Origin of the sequence: Streptosporangium sp. NPDC002524 (assembly GCF_040295985.1) — a bacterium.
In the GTDB taxonomy this organism is placed as follows: domain Bacteria; phylum Actinomycetota; class Actinomycetes; order Streptosporangiales; family Streptosporangiaceae; genus Streptosporangium.
Genome location: NZ_JBEOWK010000030.1, coordinates 73095 through 90018, shown reverse-complemented (window position 1 = coordinate 90018; position 16924 = coordinate 73095). Strand labels below are relative to the sequence as shown.

At 71.0% G+C, this 16924-nt stretch carries 15 protein-coding genes; 8 read left to right on the top strand and 7 right to left on the bottom strand.

Going from position 1 to position 16924, the window contains the following annotated elements:
* Positions 1-36 precede the first annotated feature (36 nt).
* Together ABT053_RS36780 and ABT053_RS36775 are read right to left on the bottom strand one after the other, a co-directional pair.
* Complete coding sequence (locus ABT053_RS36780) at positions 37-444, bottom strand: roadblock/LC7 domain-containing protein (RefSeq protein ID WP_329088690.1); 408 nt, start codon at positions 442-444, stop codon at positions 37-39.
* Positions 441-3026 carry a sensor histidine kinase gene (locus tag ABT053_RS36775; protein ID WP_350975626.1) on the bottom strand — a complete coding sequence of 862 codons (2586 nt, stop codon included), beginning with the start codon at positions 3024-3026 and terminating at the stop codon, positions 441-443. Before ABT053_RS36775 ends, ABT053_RS36780 begins: the two co-directional genes overlap by 4 nt.
* A gap of 119 nt (positions 3027-3145) precedes the next feature.
* Between ABT053_RS36775 and ABT053_RS36770 the strand changes: the two genes are divergently transcribed.
* Together ABT053_RS36770 and ABT053_RS36765 are read left to right on the top strand one after the other, a co-directional pair.
* Complete coding sequence (locus ABT053_RS36770; protein ID WP_350975624.1) at positions 3146-3952, top strand: SDR family NAD(P)-dependent oxidoreductase; 807 nt, start codon at positions 3146-3148, stop codon at positions 3950-3952.
* A gap of 349 nt (positions 3953-4301) precedes the next feature.
* Positions 4302-5330, top strand: a complete 1029-nt coding sequence (locus ABT053_RS36765) for an acyltransferase family protein (RefSeq protein ID WP_350975623.1) — start codon at positions 4302-4304, stop codon at positions 5328-5330.
* Positions 5331-5548: 218 nt separating this feature from the next.
* Here the strand turns inward: ABT053_RS36765 and ABT053_RS36760 are convergent, their stop codons facing one another.
* Entirely contained in the window at positions 5549-7606 is a 2058-nt protein-coding gene (locus tag ABT053_RS36760; RefSeq protein ID WP_350975621.1) for a flavin monoamine oxidase family protein, read from the bottom strand.
* Positions 7607-8098: 492 nt separating this feature from the next.
* Between ABT053_RS36760 and ABT053_RS36755 the strand changes: the two genes are divergently transcribed.
* The 3 genes from ABT053_RS36755 to ABT053_RS36745 all read left to right on the top strand — a co-directional run bounded on the left by ABT053_RS36755 (position 8099) and on the right by ABT053_RS36745 (position 10610).
* Positions 8099-8299, top strand: a complete 201-nt coding sequence (locus ABT053_RS36755) for an NfeD C-terminal domain-containing protein (protein ID WP_350975620.1) — start codon at positions 8099-8101, stop codon at positions 8297-8299.
* A 93-nt stretch (positions 8300-8392) separates the two neighbouring features.
* The gene (locus tag ABT053_RS36750; RefSeq protein WP_350975618.1) at positions 8393-10030 is read left to right on the top strand and encodes an SPFH domain-containing protein; all 1638 of its coding nucleotides are present in this window, start codon (positions 8393-8395) and stop codon (positions 10028-10030) included.
* Positions 10031-10337: 307 nt separating this feature from the next.
* On the top strand, positions 10338-10610 hold the full coding sequence (locus ABT053_RS36745) for a GlsB/YeaQ/YmgE family stress response membrane protein (RefSeq protein ID WP_329088698.1): 273 nt from the start codon (positions 10338-10340) through the stop codon (positions 10608-10610).
* A gap of 269 nt (positions 10611-10879) precedes the next feature.
* On the opposite strand, the gene ABT053_RS36740 is transcribed toward ABT053_RS36745, so the two are convergent.
* Both ABT053_RS36740 and ABT053_RS36735 read right to left on the bottom strand, forming a co-directional pair.
* The gene (locus tag ABT053_RS36740; RefSeq protein WP_350975616.1) at positions 10880-11566 is read right to left on the bottom strand and encodes a hypothetical protein; all 687 of its coding nucleotides are present in this window, start codon (positions 11564-11566) and stop codon (positions 10880-10882) included.
* The gene (locus ABT053_RS36735) at positions 11563-12291 is read right to left on the bottom strand and encodes an RNA polymerase sigma factor (RefSeq protein WP_350975614.1); all 729 of its coding nucleotides are present in this window, start codon (positions 12289-12291) and stop codon (positions 11563-11565) included. The genes ABT053_RS36740 and ABT053_RS36735 overlap by 4 nt, the downstream gene beginning before the upstream one ends.
* Positions 12292-12583: 292 nt before the next feature.
* Between ABT053_RS36735 and ABT053_RS36730 the strand changes: the two genes are divergently transcribed.
* The 3 genes from ABT053_RS36730 to ABT053_RS36720 all read left to right on the top strand — a co-directional run bounded on the left by ABT053_RS36730 (position 12584) and on the right by ABT053_RS36720 (position 14689).
* A complete protein-coding gene (locus ABT053_RS36730; RefSeq protein WP_350975612.1) occupies positions 12584-13171 on the top strand; it encodes an ArsR/SmtB family transcription factor in 588 nt (195 codons plus the stop codon).
* On the top strand, positions 13168-13899 hold the full coding sequence (locus ABT053_RS36725; protein ID WP_350975611.1) for an SRPBCC family protein: 732 nt from the start codon (positions 13168-13170) through the stop codon (positions 13897-13899). Before ABT053_RS36730 ends, ABT053_RS36725 begins: the two co-directional genes overlap by 4 nt.
* Positions 13900-14098: 199 nt before the next feature.
* Positions 14099-14689 (top strand): dihydrofolate reductase family protein, encoded by a 591-nt coding sequence (locus tag ABT053_RS36720; RefSeq protein ID WP_350975610.1) that lies wholly within the window; start codon positions 14099-14101, stop codon positions 14687-14689.
* A gap of 87 nt (positions 14690-14776) precedes the next feature.
* On the opposite strand, the gene ABT053_RS36715 is transcribed toward ABT053_RS36720, so the two are convergent.
* Both ABT053_RS36715 and ABT053_RS36710 read right to left on the bottom strand, forming a co-directional pair.
* Entirely contained in the window at positions 14777-15670 is an 894-nt protein-coding gene (locus tag ABT053_RS36715) for an aldo/keto reductase (protein WP_350975608.1), read from the bottom strand.
* A 96-nt stretch (positions 15671-15766) separates the two neighbouring features.
* On the bottom strand, positions 15767-16924 hold the full coding sequence (locus tag ABT053_RS36710; protein ID WP_350975607.1) for an alpha/beta hydrolase family protein: 1158 nt from the start codon (positions 16922-16924) through the stop codon (positions 15767-15769).

The following is a 16924-nucleotide window of genomic DNA, read 5'->3' as shown; positions in this document are numbered from 1 at the left end:
ACGGTCCGTCGACGACGCGGCCCCCCGTTCCCTCGCTCACGAGAGACCCTGGCGTGGATTGGTGGAGATGTGCTGGCCGACCCGCTTGACCAGCATCGCCATCTCGTACGCGATGTGGCCGACGTCGGCGTCGGAGCTGCTCAGCACCGCCAGGCAGGTCCCCTGCCCGGCGGCGGTGACGAAGAGGAACGCCGACTCCATCTCCACGATGGTCTGGCGCACCTCGCCGCCGCCGAAGTGGCGTCCCGCGCCGCGCGCCAGGCTCTGGAATCCGGCGGCGACCGCGGACAGATGCTCGGCGTCCTCACGCAGGAGGCCCTTGGAGAACCCGACGGCCAGCCCGTCGGTGGAGAGGATCACCGCCTGGCGTACCGCGCCCACCCTGGTGGTCAGGTCGTCGAGGAGCCAGTTCAGCTCGCCGGTGTTGGTCAATTTCCCGGTCACTTGTCCTCCTTGTCGCCTGTCGTATGGTGCGCGAAGTCATTGTCCTGCTCCTCGCGCCCGCGTCGCGCCCCCGCCTGGAAGGCGGAGAACAGCGCGCGGACCTCGTCCGGCGAACGCTCCTCGCCGGGGTCCGTCCTCGGCTCCGGCCCGGCCGGCTCGGAGTCCTGGCGGAGCTGAGGCGCCAGGTTCGCCTGCCGGACCCGGCGAGGCAGGCCGCCCGGCCCCGTGAGGGGCTGTGTGGCCGTCTGACGCGTCGGACCGCCGTTGCCGCCCTTCTCCCGGGCCGGGGCTTCGCGAGGCGTCTCGTGGGACTCACGGGGCGCGTGGGACGGTCCCTGGGGCGACGCCGGGAAGGGCGCGCCGGCCGGGGCCTCGCGCGCCGCCGCGCCCCAGCCCGTCTCGTGGCCCGCGGGCACCGGCGGCTGCCCCGCCTGGTCCGGGGACGGGGTACGGGCGGGCAGGTCGGTCACCACGCTGAGGGACGGGGCGGCGGGCTGTTCCGGCTGGTTCTGCTGGAAGGGCTGACCGGTCTGGCCCGTCTGTCCAGGCTGGTTCTGGGAGGCCTGCCTCGTCCTGCGCGGGAGGCCGTTGCCGCCGGCCGGAGGGGCGAGCGCGCCGGGCGGGGCGGGCTCGAACACCTCTTTCTGACGCCCGGGGACGCGCTCGGCGGTGAAGGACGTCCGCTCCGCGGTGAGGGCGAGCGGCGACTCCTGCTGGGCGATCACCGGGCGGGGGATGAGGACGATGGCCGTGGTGCCGCCGAACGGCGAGCCGCGCAGGATGACCTGGACGCCGTGCCGGGAGGCGAGCTGGCCCACCACGAACAGGCCGAGCCGGTCGCTGTCCGCCAGGTCGAACTCCGGCGGGCTGGCCAGCCGCTCGTTGATCGCCGCGTACTCCACGGGGGTCAGGCCCAGGCCGCGGTCCTCGACCTCGACGGCGAACCCGTTCGCCACCACGTCTCCGCGCACGGTCACCACGGTCTGCGGCGGCGAGTAGATCGTGGCGTTCTCGATCAGCTCGGCCACCAGGTGGGTGATGTCGGCGACCGCGGCCCCGTCGAGCGAGACGTCGGGCACCGGCAGCACGTTGACCCGGGTGTAGTCCTCGACCTCGGCGACCGCGGCCCGCAGCACGTCGATCACGGGCACCGGCTTGCGCCACGTCCGGCCGGGCGCCGCGCCGGACAGGATGATGAGGCCTTCCGCGTGCCGACGCATGCGGGTGGTCAGGTGGTCCAGCCGGAACAGGTCCTCGAGGCTGTCGGGGTCGGTCGCCCGGCGCTGCATGCTGTCGAGCAGGGTGAGCTGGCGGTGGAGCAGGCTCTGCTTGCGCCGGGCCAGGTTCACGAAGACCTGGCTGACACCGCGCCGCAGGTTGGCCTGGCCGACGGCGGCCTCCACGGCGGTGCGCTGCACCGAGCCGAACGCGTGCGCCACGTCGTGCACCTCGGTCGAGCCACCCGCCTGGATCGGCGGCGCCTCGGCCCGTACGTCGACGTCCTCGCCGCGCCGCAGGCGGTCCACGACGCGGGGGAGCCGCACGTCCGCCAGATCCAGGGCGGCCGAGCGGAGCCCGGCCAGCTCGGTGGCGAGGCGGCGGCCGAAGCGGACCGAGATGATGATCGACGCCACCACCGCGATCAGGCCGACGCCGCCTGCGATCATGATCCGGACCATGACGCCGGTGGCGACGTCCTGGGCCCGTGCCGCCAGTTTCTTGGAGGCGGCGAGGTTGACCTGGTCCAGCCAGGTCGAGAGCGAGTTCGTGGTCGCCTTCCACGTGCTCGCCTCCGGGGCGAGCCGGCCGCCGGACGACCCGGCGATGGCCTTCTCCAGGTTGGTGAACTTCTCGAAGGCCGCGGAGGAGAAGGTGTCGCGGTACTGCGCGCCCAGCTCGGAGTCGAGCGAGGCCGCGCCGCGGGTGTGCAGGAAGCGCCGGGTGGAGACGTACTCGCCGAAGGCCCTGCGCTCCTCCTCGGACAGCCGGTAGTCGATCAGCGCCCCGCTGATCAGCGCGTCCTCCCTGGCGACCATCTCGTGGGCGTTGCCCATCCCCTGCATGGCCGCGGCCTGCTGGAAGATCGAGAGGTCGGGCACCGCGACCATCTGGTCGTACACCAGGAAGACCCTGTCGAGGATCTGGTTGTAGTTCGACAGCACGTCCAGACGCGAGTGCTGCCCGCTGTCGACGCCGGAGCGGACGTTCGGGAGCCTGTCGAGCTGGCGGAGCAGCTCGTCCAGCGAGTTGGCCAGTTCCGGGCTGCCGGAATGGTCACCGGCGGCGCCCACCCTGAACCCCTCGACCGCGCGGTCGGTGCGGGCGCGCTGCTCGCCCATCCCGCTCGTGAGGACCCGGGAGCTGATCGCCACCGACGCCAGCGTCCGCTCGGCCTGGAGCTGGAGGCCCAGCTCCGTGGAGGTGACGCCCACCGTCTGGTAGAGGGTGTTCGCCCTCAGCAGCGCGATACCGTCCCCGACGGTCAGGTTGAGCACGAAGCCCCAGAGCGCGCTCAGCGACAGCAGCGGCAGGAGCAACAGCAGGAAAATCTTGAACCGAATCGAGCGGTTTCTAGAGCTCATGTCCACTCGTCCCAACCCCTGAGCGTGTGGAGGCTCGTGCCGGTTTAGGGATGGATACGCCTCCGAAGATCGCACAGGAGACTAGCACCGAATAAGGTTTTTGCGCAGTGGAGGATCTGATGATTAGTGTGATTACCGGGGCTAGTGCCGGAATTGGCGAAGCCGCTGCGGTGGAGCTCGCGAGACGCGGGCAGAAGGTGGTTCTGGTCGGCCGTAATCCCGACAAGACGGCGCGCGTGGCGGAAAGGGTGAAGGCGGTCTCCGGGTCCCTTCCGGATACCTTTACCTGCGATTACACCCTTTTGGATGATGTGCGAAGGCTGGCGGCGGAACTGCTGTCCCGCTACGAACGGATCGACATCCTCGTCAACAACGCGGGCGTCATGACCACCGAGCGCAAGCTCACGCGCGACGGCCACGAGACGATGATCCAGGTCAACCACCTGGCCCCCTTCCTCCTGACGAACCTGCTGCTCGAACGGGTCGCGGGGCGGGTGATCACCACCACCTCCCGCGCGGGCAAGACCGGGCGCCTCGACCCGTCCGACCTCGACCGCGAGCGACGGCGCTGGAACGGCTGGCTCCAGTACGGGGACTCCAAGCAGGCGGGCGCCCTGTTCACGGTCGAGCTGGCCCGGCGCCTCCAGGACACCGAGGTGACCGCGACCTGCTTCCATCCCGGCGTGATCAAGACGGAGTTCGCCCCGTCGACGTTCATGATGTGGATGGTGAAGAACGTTCCCGGCATGGGCCAGACCGTCGAGGAGGGCGCGAGCACCATGGTCCACCTCGCCACCCACCCGGACGGCGCCGCCCATCCGGGCCGCTACTTCGCCAAGAGCGCCCCCGCGGCCGTTCCCCGGGGAATGCGCGACCCCGCGCTGGCCCGCGCCCTCTGGGAGGCGAGCGCCGCCGCCGTCGCGTGACCACCCGCGCGGCGCGATGACGACGTCCGCCCCGGCGCCCACGGACACGCACAGATGCAGGTGCAGGTGTCCGCGGGCGCCGGGTCGTCCCCGGGTGCCCGGCCGTACGCGGGCGCTCGGCCGTATACGAGCGCCCGGCCGTACGCGAGCGTCGGGTTGTACACGGGCGCTCGGCCGTCCGCGGGCGCCTGGCTCCCCTGAGTGACGCCCGGCTGTCCGTGGGCGTCCGGCCGTCCCTGAGCGCCGGGTCGTTCGCGGGCGGCCGGTGCCGTGGTTCGCGGCGGGGATTTCCCCGCGCGTCACCGGCCGTTCGCCGGGTGTTGGGCGGGTCCGGTTACCGTCCCGGGCTGTGAGCGTCACAACCCCGCTGCGGGTCGTCCTCCCGGCCGCCGCGGGCAGGGACCCGTTCTTCGACAACGCCAAGTTCCTGGCGATCACCCTGGTCGTGTCCGGCCACCTGATCGAGGACCTGCGGGACGTCCCGGTCGCGCACGCCGCCTACTTCTTCGTGTACACGTTCCACATGCCGCTGTTCATCGTGCTCAGCGGCTATCTGTCACGGAACTTCACCTTCGGGTCGGGCAAGGCGCGCAAGCTGATCAGCACCCTCGCCGTCCCGTACGTGATCTTCGAGCTGATCTACTCGCTGCCCCGCCTCCTCCTGTACGGCAAGCTCGACATCAGCCTCCTCGACCCGTACTACCTGACCTGGTTCCTGATGTCGCTGTTCCTGTGGCGGCTGTCCACGCCGGTCTGGCAGCAGCTGCGGTGGCCGCTGGCGGTCGCGGTGGGACTGTCGCTGCTGTCGGGGATGAGCAGGCTCCCCGACGAGCTGTCGATGAACCGCACCCTCGGCCTGCTCCCGTTCTACGTGCTCGGGCTCATGCTGCGGCCCGAGCACTTCGAGTGGCTCAAGAGGCGGTGGGTCCGGGTCGCGGGCGCGGTCGTCCTGGTCGCCGGGGCGGCCCTGGCGCTCGCGATCCACACCTCCGTGAAGACCGAGTGGATCCGCTGGCGGCACGCCAACGACGTGATCGGGGTGGACGACCTCACCGGCAGCCTGATCCGCCTGGGCATGCTGGCCGCCGGGGCGCTGCTCGTCGCCGCGTTCCTGGCGATCACCCCGTCCAGGCGCACCTGGTACTCCGGGCTCGGCATGGCGACCATGTACGCCTACCTCCTCCACGGCCTGGTGGTGAAGGTCGCCGAGCGGTTCTACGGCGACTGGTCCCAGACCGTGCCGGGGGTCGCGGCCGTGGCGCTCTTCGGCGTCGGGCTCGCCGCCCTGCTGTGCACGTCCCCGGTACGGCGCGTCACCCGCTGGGCGGTCGAGCCCAGCATGAGCTGGGCCTTCACCACACTGAGAAAGCCGGGCTGAGAGAGCCGGGCTGAGAGAGCCGGGCTGAGAGAGCCGGGCTGAGAGAGCCGGGCTGGGAAACCGGGCTGAGCGAACCGGGCTGAGCGAACCGGGCTGAGCGAACCGGGGCTGGGAGAACCGGACCACCGGGGGCGCGAGAGCCAGACTCGGGACCGGCCAGACTCAGCCCGACCAGACTCACGCCACGCCACGCCAGGCCAGGCCACACTCAGGCCGGATCAGATCAGGATCGGGCCACCGGAGGGGTTCGGCGGCCGGATCTGGAGCTCCGCGACCGCGCGGTAGGCGGCCGTGACGGCCGCGTCGGCGCGGGCCGCGGGAACGGAGTCGGAGTTGGCGATCGCGATCCGGCCGTGCGGCACGCGGGCGACGGCCGCCGGGGGCTGCCCGTCGGGGTAGAAGTCGAGGTCCCACGGGGTGGCGTACTCGGGCGCGTAGCCGTGTCCCCACCGGTTGACCGTGATCGCCTCGATGTCGCGGGCCGCGTCGAAGCCCCCCGGGCCGAGCAGCCGGGTGAGCTGGTCGCGGATGCCGTACTCCAGGTGCTCGTACGGCGTCCCGATCAGGGAGTACCGTCCGGCGACCGAACCCTGCGCGGGTGACATGCCGGGGGTGACGGGGGTGCTGGCCATGTGCACGGCGATCGGCTCCTCGGGACTCCTCGGGGACCGGTAGCCGCCGAGGTCGACCGGGTCGCCGAGCTCGGCCACGCACCAGCGGGCGCCGGTGAACCGGGCGCGCCTGATCCCCAGCTCCCGCCAGGCCCGCCAGTCGCGGAGCTGGACCGTCGCGTACAGCAGGGGCACCTTGACCGACCGCCGCAGGGCCGCCTGCTGCGCGGGCGGGAGGTCGCCGACCAGGTAGGGGATCATCGCGTTCCAGCAGGCCATGATCACGCCGCCCGCCCGGACGGTCCTCACCCGCTCGCCGTCGAAGTAGCCGACCGTGGCACCGGTGGCCGTCCTGGGATCCGGGCCGGGATCCGGGCCGGGATCCGTGCCGGGGAGGCCGTCGTTGGCGGCCGAGACCACCGGGCTGGACAGGCGGATCCGGACCCGGTTGCCCGGCCGGTCGAGCACGCCGTAGTCGAAGCGCGCGGTGGTGATGCCCTCCACGCCGGTGGCCGTGGCGAAGCCGGGAACCATCCGGGCGGCCATCATCCGGGCGATCGCCTGGTTGCCCTCGGGGAAGCGGCAGGCGCGCGGTTCGCCCGCGTCCCACTCCTTGATCACGGTCGGGGAGTTGTACCTGGACGGCTTGGACCTGTCGAGCCCGAGCCCCTGGAACCCCGCGTACCGGTACTCGTCGGCGCCGCCCCAGGCGTCGATCGCGCCGAAGGCGTCGGAGCCGTAGGCCCACTCGTCGCTCGGCATGGTCCTGACGAACGCCAGCACGTCCGGGTGGACCCCGCAGACGTCCCTGAGGAAGCCCGAGTAGGTCAGCCGGGCCAGCCGCGCCTGTTTCTCCTCGGCGGACAGGCCGGGGAACCAGTCGGGCGGATTCCCGTACAGCATGAGCAGGTCCTTCCTGGCCTGCTCCGCGACGGGCAGCTCGGCGATCCAGCGGTCGGCGCTCACGCCGGGCGTGAGCACGACGAGCTTCTCCGCGTTCCCGGCGGGGAAGGCCTCCCGGTCGCAGAAGACGCTGTCGTGCATCCCCAGGCTCGCGTACAGTCCCCGGCCGGTGGGCTCTCCGACGCTCTCGGGGTGGATGCCCAGCTTGGCGAGCAGGTCCCTGCCCTCGGGGGTCCACGCCGACGGGCGCTCCATCGACCGCGAGCCGCCGTACGCGACCAGCGGCCCCTTCCGCGCCGCCGGACGGAACTCGTTGCGCAGGGCGTGCCCGCCGATGTCGTCGTGGTTGTCGAGGATCAGGATCCGCGCGGAGGGGTCGCGCTCCAGCCACCGGTGGGCCGCGCTGAGGCCGCTGATCCCCGCGCCGACCACGACCAGGTCGTAGTGCTCGCCGGTGGGTTCCGGCGTGCCCGCGTACGGCCAGAAGCGCCGGTCGCGGAGGGCGTGGGGCACGCTCAGCGCCTCCGCGGTGTCGCCGCGCAGCCCCGTGAGGGACGGCGGATAGGACGTGTCCGGCGAAAGCTCCAGATTCTCCGGGGGCGCGGGAGGGGAACCGCCCCACTCGCCCATCCCGGGCAGCGAGCAGGCCGCCGCGATCCCGGTGGCCGCGATCACCCCATCGAAGAAGTCTCGACGGGAGATGGGCCGGTCCATGCCGAGTTCCAGGGCCTTACGGGGATTGATCTCGTGAGGATCGGTCATGGGGCGATCATCACGATGTGAATGGATCGGCGGGGCTGCCGCGCTGCGTTTTCGGGAAGTTTTTACCCGTGCCATTAACGCGCTGTCGTGACATCTCCCATATGAGAGGCATGCCATGGTGGCTGGGAATTAAAGGGGGAGAGGGGGTGATGCGGCTTCGGTGTCTCCTGGGCTTATCCGATCCGGGGAAAACCAGCCATGTCGCGAGCGGCCCGGTACGCGTCCCATGTCATCCTCGCGTCGCCCTCATCCCATTTCCGCTGCTCAGTGCCCTTCCGATGTCACTCCCCCCGGAGCAGGGGAGGCGCGTCATAGGGATTACCGGATAACCCAGAACGTTATGGTCATTCAACCCGATACCCGTATAAAGTGAAGTGAGGGGATTAGTGATGGATCCGGCGCCTCCGTGTCGCCGGACGGTGGGACGCGGCATACCGGGGGCGGCGTCCGCGTTCGCTTTTCCTCTTTGACGGATGCCGCGGGGAGTATCGCGTGATCGGTAAGCAGGGAAGAGTCACCGGGAGGATCGGCCCAGGCCTGGTCGGGGAGGTGATGGTGGCGGTCCGCGGGGGCGTCGAGGCGTTCTACGCCCACCCGACGGTCCCGGACGAGGAGATCGCCCCTGCCTCGATCGTGGTGATCGTCGAGTTCTTCCCGCCGCGCACGGTCTACGTCGCCCGCGCCCTCCCCTGACCTCGTTCACCCCACCCTCGACACCCCTTTCTCCCGGGACTCCTCCCTCGAACCCGATCTCCCACTCTTCTCCCCCACATCGCGGAGGCCGAGATGCCCACGGAGTACTTCGTCATAGGGGGCGTGGCCCTTGTCGCCCTTCTCGTGATGATCCTGCTGTTCAAGACCGTCTGGCGGGTGGCGGAGCCCAACGAGGCGCTGATCATCTCCGGTCTCGGCGCCCGGGGTAACTCCACGGACGCCGACAGCCTCGGGTTCAGGATCGTCACCGGCAAGGGCACCTCGGTGCTCCCCGGTTTCCAGACCGCGCGCCGCCTGCGCCTGGACAGCCGCGCCGCCAACCTCCAGGTCTCCTGCGTCACCCAGCAGGGCATCCCGGTGGTCGTACGAGGTGTCGTGATCTACAAGGTCGGCGACGACCTGCACTCGATCGCGAACGCCGCGCGGCGCTTCCTGGACCAGCAGGACTCGATGAACGGCGCCATCCACGAACTGTTCACCGGTCACCTGCGCTCGATCATCGGCAACCTCACCGTCGAGGACCTCATCCTCAACCGCGAGCGGCTGACCGGCGAGACCCGTGCCTCGGCCGCCGACGAGATGATCAGGCTCGGTCTGATCGTCGACTCCCTGCAGATCCAGGAGATCGAGGACGGGACGGGCTACATCACCAACCTCGGCAAGCCGCACGCCGCCAGTATCGCCGCCGCGGCCCGCATCGCCGAGGCCCAGCGCGACCAGGAGGCCACCCAGGCCGAGCAGATCGCCGCCGCCAACAAGGCCGCGGCGTGGCGCGACTCGCAGATCAAGCAGGCCGTCTACCAGGCCGAGATCGACGAGGCCCAGGCCAGGTCCCGCCAGGCGGGGCCGCTCTCCGAGGCGTCCGCCCGGCAGGAGGTCGTCGTCCAGGAGACCCGCGCGGCCGAGCTGGAGGCCGCGCTGGCCGAGCAGCGGCTCCAGGCCCAGATCCGCAAACCCGCGGACGCCAGGGCGTACGAGACCGTGACGGTCTCCCGGGCCGAGCGCGACGCCCGCATCGCCCAGGCTGAGGCCGAGGCGCGCGAGACCGAGCTCCGCGCCGCCGCGCAGGCGTCACAGGTCAAGCAGGCCGCCGCGGCCGAGGCGGAGTCCGTACGGCTGCGCGGCATCGCCACCGCCGAGGCGACGAAGGTCACCGGCTTCGGCGAGGCGGAGTCCGCCAGGGCCCGCGGCCTGGCCGCCGCCGACGCCTCCAAGGCGCAGGGGCTCGCGGAGGCCGACGCCGCCAGGGCGAAGGGCCTGGCCGCAGCCGACGCGATCCGCGCCCGCGCCGACGCCCTCGCCGAGAACCAGGAGGCGGTCATCGCCCAGCAGCTCGCCGAGAAGTGGCCCCAGATCGTCGAGGCGGGCGCGAAGGCCTTCGGCAACGTCGACCACATGGTCGTCCTCAACGGCGCCCAGGGCGTCGAGGAGATGCTCGCCAAGGCCCTCACCCTCGGCGGCGCCGGCCTCGGCCTCGCCCGGTCCCTCCTGAACACCGCCACCCCCGCGACCACCCCGGACACTTCCGTTCAAGTCAGAGCCACCCCCGATACCTCGGCCTCCCGCACCTCCACCGACGGCACGAGCACCGACGGCACGAGCACCGACGGCATGGCCACTCCCGGCAGAACCAACGAGATCGGTGAGACCAGTGAGACCGGTGAGACCAACGGAACCGACAGGAGAGGTGGCACCGGCAGGGCAGGCTGAACCGGCGGGGTCACACCCCCTGAAAACCCGCCGTCCCCACCCCGCCACCCCCTAACTTCGGCCCATTTTTCCGATCTTTCTAGCCACTTCCCTCGAAAGGCGGATCAGGGGGCGGATGGGGGCCATGGGACTCCCGGGGCAGGTGAAGCCCGATTTCCTCCGCGGACGGTAACGGGCCAGGACCAGCCTGAGACCCCCACGCGACGGACTCGTGACCGGCGGCCACTAATTCAGGGCACCCCGTTATGTGTTGTTCCTTTTTCCCAGGGCATACGCCTGGCAGCTGAGCAGACAGGGAGCGTGGAACATGACAGTCACCGGCATCATTACCGCCATCGTTATCGGCGCCATCATTGGTGCCCTGGGTCGGCTCGTCGTGCCCGGCAAGCAGGGCATCCCGATCTGGCTGACCATCGTGATCGGTATCGTCGCGGCACTCATCGGCACCGCGATCGCCGGAGCCCTGGGGGTCTCCGCCACATCCGGTATCGACTGGATCGAGCTGATCATCCAGATCGCCCTGGCCGCAGTCGGCGTCATCCTGGCGGTGAGCCTTTACGGCAGGCGAGGCGTCCGCTAGCCCGTGACCCGGGGCGGCCGGTTTCCGCAGGGGCAACCCGAGGAAATCCGGAGACCACCACCCCGGGCACCTGCGACGGCCCCGTCCTGGAGAGATCCGGGACGGGGCCGTCGTCGTTCTCCGGCGGCACGGACGCGCGGCCCCCGTTTTCCCGTAACACGGACGCGCGGCCTCGCCCTGGCTTCCGGTGGGTGACGTGTCGCAGAGGGCCGTGACCGGGCCGGACGGCCAGGTTCACCGGCTCGCCGAGGTCGGCGGACCCGGGTGGCTCATCCGCCCGACGAACCTGGCGCTCTTGAGGGACCCAACGGGTGCTCGGCACTGTCGACCAGGACGCACGGCTTCACCGGCCCGTTCGAGATCCGGGCCCATATGCCCACGGTGGGCTCGCCGATGGTGAACTCCAGTACCGCCGTCTGTCCCTCGTCGAGGGCGCCGGGGTTGAAGACGAACCCTCCTTCGGAGGGCGTTTCCCTGTCGATGAGGACCAGCGCGTCGTCGGCGGCGCGTCCGTAGGACCTCTCACGCGGCAGGAAGTCGCCGCGCGGATCCTCGCACTGCTTTCCCTGTGGTACGTAGTCCACGACCGCCCTGAAGCCAAGGGCGTTCAGGTCGGCCTCCAGCCTCTTGGGCTCCCTGACCTCGTTGATCTTGATGGAGATCGTGCCGTCGGGGTTCTGGTCCACGGCGTAGGCGGGGGTCCCCGCGCCGACGAAGACCGGTACGGCCACCGCCAGCGCCGCCACGGCGCCCAGGGCGGCGACGAGGGAGGAGGGACGCCGCAGCGGGCGGCGTGCGGGCTTTCCCCGCGAGATGTCTTGGTGGATCTCCTGCATCACGAACTCCTTGAGCAGTCGGCGACGCTCCTCCGGAAGGTCCCGCTCCACCGGGACCGGCAGCGACCGGGCCGGCTCCTCGATCTGATCGCGATCGGGCCGGGGCTTTGCGGCATTCACAGGGTCTTCTCCCGAACGAACCGGACCGCGTTCTCGCGGTCACCTTCTACCTGTCTGGACCGCGCTCGCGGTTCCCGGTTTTCTCCCGTACTCGCACCCGCACCCACGTCCACGTCCGCCCCCGCGCTCACGCTCGCGTCCGCCCCCGCGCTCACGCTCGCGTCCGCCCCCGCGCTCACGCTCGCGTCCGCCCCCGCGCTCACGCTCGCGGCGAGCCTCCGCAACCTCTTCCGCGCCCGCGAGAGCCGGGAACGGACCGTGCCCACCGGTACGCCGAGAGCCTCCGCCGCCTCGGCGTACCCGAGCCCGGCCCACACGCACAGCGCGAGCACCTCCCGCTCGGACCTGCGCAGCGCGCCCAGGGCCACCCGTACCGAGGTCAGCAGCTCGTCGTCGTCGACGCGGGCCGCGACCTCCTCGGCGATGTCCGGCATCGCCTCACCCGGAGGCAGCCTGGCCAGCGCGTCCGCGTGCCGCCGGGAGGCACGCCTGACGTTGCGGGCCACGTTGGTCGCGATCCCCAGCAGCCAGGGCCGCAGCGAGCCGCCGTCCGCGTCGATCCCGCCCCGCAGCCGCCACGCTTCGAGGAAGGTCAGGGACACCACGTCCTCGGCGGCCGACCAGTCGCCGGTCAGCCGGAAGGCGTGGTTGTAGACCGAGCGCGCGTGGTCGTCGAACAGCCCGCCGAAGGCGTCCGGATCCCCGGCGCGTACCCGGGCACGCATAGTCGTTTCCACACACATGTACTGTCCGCCCGAACCCACCGGTTCCTGAAAATTCAGTACATCGTCCCCAGGCACTCGTAGCGTCCGCGCGATCCCGGGCAACGGCCGGCCATGGCCCGTGTCCGGGAGGCGACGCGAGCCCACCGGTGAAGCGCCGGAGCGGGACCGGCACCGAGTCACCCGGACCCGCCCACACCTGCCCGGAACTGCCAAGACCCGATCCAAGCGGGAGTGGCGTACCGGAAAATAAGACTTCCTTGACAATATAATTTGTCGGTCGTAGTCTGTGGTCATGCAGGACATCGCCGTGATCGAGGACCCGGCCGCAGCCGAGGCCTCGCTGGACCCCATCCGGGCCCGGTTACTGGCCGAGCTGAGCGAGCCCGGCTCCGCGACCATGCTGGCCGCCAAGGTCGGCCTGCCTCGGCAGAAGGTCAACTACCATCTGAAGGCGCTCGAGGCGCACGGGCTCGTCGAGATGATCGAGGAGCGGCGCAAGGGCAACGTCAACGAGCGCATCATGCGCGCTACCGCCGCCTCCTACGTGATCTCCCCGACCGCGCTGGCGTCGGTCGCGCCCGACCCGGCCCGTTCCCCCGACCAGCTGTCGGCGAGCTGGCTGCTGGCCGTCGCGGCCCGGCTGGTCCGCGACGTCGGGGCGCTCATCACCGGCGCCACCAAGGCGCGCAAGCGCGTCGCGACCTTCGCGATCGACGGCGAGGTGCGCTTCGCCTCGGCCGCCGACCGGGCCGCGTTCGCCCAGGAGCTCGCCGGAGCCGTCACCGCTTTGGTGTCCAAGTACCACGACGAGTCCGCCGAGAAGGGCCGCGACCACCGAATCGTCGTCGCCGTCCACCCGAGTGTGAAGGAAATCCGATGACGCACCCGTTCGAGCTGGTCCAGGAGATCGAGCTCGCCGCCACCCCCGAGCAGGTCTGGGACGCGATCGCGACCGGACCGGGCGTCGACTCCTGGTTCATGGGACGCACCGAGCTCGGCGCGTCCGCCGGCGGCTCCGCCCACCTGACGATGATGGGCCACACCCAGCAGGCCACGATCACCGCCTACGAGCCCGGCACCCGCCTCGCGACCCGTGGCGCGGAGGCTCCCGACGGCCGGTTCATGGCGATGGAGTATCTCGTCGAGGGACGCGACGGCGGCACGACCGTGCTGCGGCTCGTGCAGAACGGCATGCTCGGCGACGACTGGGAAACCGAGTTCGAGGCGATGAAGGCCGGCTGGCCCATCTACCTGGAGACCCTCAGGCAGTACCTCGCCCACTTCGCCGGCCGCACCCCGTCGGTCACCACGGCCTTCCGGCCCGGAGCGGGCGGCCCGGACACCATCTGGAAGATCGTCACGGACTCGCTGGGCGTCACACCGGACATCCGCGAGGGCGACCCCGTCCGGCTCCCCGACGGTTCCGCCGGGGTCGTCTACTACGCGAACCTCCCCGTCAACCTGGGTGTACGGACGGACGAGGGCCTGTACCGGTTCATCCACTCCGGCACCGCCCGCGGCGACGCCCTCGTCCTCGGCCACCAGAACTTCGCGGGCCGCGACGAGCAGGCCGCGTGGGACACCTGGACGGCCGAGAACTTCGCCTGACCGGCCATCTCGGCCGGTTCGTCCACAGCGATGGCGCCACTCTCGGCCGGTTCGTCCACAGCGGTGGCGCCACTCTCAACCGGTTCGTCCACAGCGGTGGCGCCACTCCCGGCCGGCCCGTCCGCGCCGGCAGTGCCACAACTCAGCGACATCCCTCAAGTGACATCCCTCAGCGACACACCCCCGAAGGAGTAATCCCATGCGTATCGTGATCATCGAGTTCATGAGCCTGGACGGCGTCGTGCAGGCGCCGGGCGGCCCCGAGGAGGACACCGACGGCGGCTTCGCCCACGGCGGCTGGTCGCACCCGTTCTTCGACCCGGAGGTGACCGGCGGCGCCTTCGACGACGCGATGAGCGGGGCCGAGGCGCTGCTGTTCGGGCGCCGTACGTGGCAGACCATGGCCGCGGCGTGGCCCGGGAGGACCGATGACCCCTTCGCCGACCGGATGAACGCCATCCCGAAGTACGTCGTGTCCCAGACGCTGGGCGACGACGAGCTGACCTGGAACAACACCACCCGCATCCCCGGTGACGAGGCCGTCGCCCACCTTCGGAAGCTGCGCGAGACCGAGGGCGGCGACCTGGTGCTCATGGGAAGCCCCACCCTCGCGCGCACCCTCCTGAGCGAGGGGCTGGCCGACGAGCTCCGGCTCATCGTCATGCCGGTGATCCTCGGCGGCGGCAAATCGATCTTCCCCGCCGACGGTGCCCTGCGCACGTTCGAACTGGTCTCCACGGTCACCAGCGACGCGGGCGTGAACGTGTGCGTCTACCGCCCGGTCGGCTAGACCTCCAGTCCCGGAGCCCCGAAGACCTCGGAGATCTCGGAGGCCCGGGAGGCCCGGGAAACCCCGGAGCCCCGGAAGCCCGGAGAGTCAGAAAGTGACCGGAACCGCCCTTTCGAGGCGGGCGACCTCCTCCTCAGAGAGCCGCAGCGCCCCGGCCGCCACGTTGGCGACCAGGTGATCCGGATTGCCGGTGCCCGGGATGGCCAGCACGTGCGGCCCGCGCCCCAGCGTCCACGCCAGCCGGACCTGCGCGGCCGTCGCCCCGTGGGCGCGTGCCACGGCGAGGACCTCGTCGTTCTCGGTGCCGCCCGCGCCCGCCTCGCGCCCGTCCCCGGCGATCGCGAAGAACGGCACGAACGCGATGCCCTGCTCCCCGCAGGCGCGCAGGAACTCGTGGCGCTCCGGGCTCGCGCCGAGGCCGTACCTGTTCTGCACGCAGACCACCGGGGCGATCGCCAGGGCCTCGGCGAGGTGCTTGGGCCTGACGTTGGAAATGCCCAGGTGGCGGATGAGCCCGGCGTCGCGCAGCTCGGCCAGCGCGCCGAAGCGCTCGGCGATCGAGTCGGGTCCGTGGACGCGCAGGTTCACCACGTCGAGGTGGTCGCGGCCGAGCTGGCGGAGGTTCTCCTCGACCTGGCCGCGCAACTGCTCCGGCCTGGCCAGGGGGAGCCACGCCCCCGACGGATCCTTGCCCGGCCCGACCTTCGTGGTGATGACCAGGTCATCCGGGTACGGGGCCAGCGCCCGGTTGATCAGCTCGTTGGCGGAACGCAGCGGCGAGAAGTAGAACGCGGCGGTGTCGATGTGGTTCACCCCGAGCTCGACCGCGCGACGCAGCACGCCGATCGCCCGGTCACGGTCGCTCGGCGTGCCGTCGGCGTTCGCCGTCAGCCGCATCGCGCCGAACCCGATCCGGTTGACGACCAGATCACCGAGCTGCCACGTGCCCGCCACCGCCGCCGTGACGCTCTCCGGATTCATGGACGAAGTCTGCCATCACCTTCCAGAGGCCCAGGAACGCCGACGACCGGGCCACCCATGTGAGACCAGATCATGTCGTACGTTCCCGAGATGGCTTCAGGGGGTGCCGCACGTCGCGGGGCAGAACGTGACCTCGGAATAGCGTGGCGACGGCCCTTCCAGGAGGGGCTGTGGCCGCGACTTCAGGTGCCGGTCGAGGAAGGCCGCCACGTAGGTGCGGGTGAGCTCGGAGCCACGGGCCCCGGACAGGACACCGGGGGCGGGCCTGATGCCGAGGGGGCCCGCCAGCAGCGGCAGGTCGGTGGAGGACTGGTGTTCGGCGCCCGTCAGCACGAGCCAGCGTTTCCACCCGGTCAGCAGCTTCCAGTCGCGGTCCCACGAGGTGTCACGGCCCCCGGGGACGTGCTCCGGCGAACCGACGAACATGAACGGCTTGGCGAACCCGCTTCTGGGGATGCGGGCGTAGGTGGTGCCGTCCATGTCGATCCCGGCACGTACGCGGGGGTCCTTCACCATGGTCGCCAGCGCGGCGGCCCCGCCGATCGACTGTCCCGCCATCGCGATCCGGGAGCGGTCGATCAGGCCGGAGCCGTCCCACTTCGACGGCAGCTCGTCGAGGACGAAGGAGACGTCGGCCGCCCGGCCCTGGACCACTCTCGGGCCGAAGCCCGGGTCGGTGTCGCCCTCACACGCGAGACACTCGGCGACCCGGCCGTCGGACAGGGTAGTGGCGTAGCTCTCGTAGGTGTGGTCGATCCCGGCCACGACATACCCTCGGCTGGCCAGATCCTCGGCCAGAGACGTGAGCGTGCTCATCGGCTTGGTGAACCCGGGAGAGAGCACCACCAGCGGAAGCTTGCGCCCGGAGGGAGCGGCGTCCTTGACGGCGTTGGTTCGTGTCCTGCTCAGCGTGTCGTACGGCACGCCGACGATCCTGGAACTCTTCAGCGTGAGCTCCGACTCCTTCGCCGTCATGTACGGCGCCCGCTGCCCGTCGCGCTGCCTGGTCGGATACCACAGGGTGACCTTGAGCTCTCTGACGTCGACATCGAGGTCCCAGGGATCGGGCCGGGAGGTGTCGGTCAAATACAGAACGGTGGTGCCGACCGGGTGGGGGCCGGTGGGGGTTGGCAGGGTGATGGGACCGGTCGGTGTCACCGGCGGGCCGGCATCGGCCCGGGGCGGTGCGGGAGCGGAGCAGGCGGACGCGGCCAGGACGACCAGTCCCGCAGCGACCGCCAGGAGCTGTCTCAT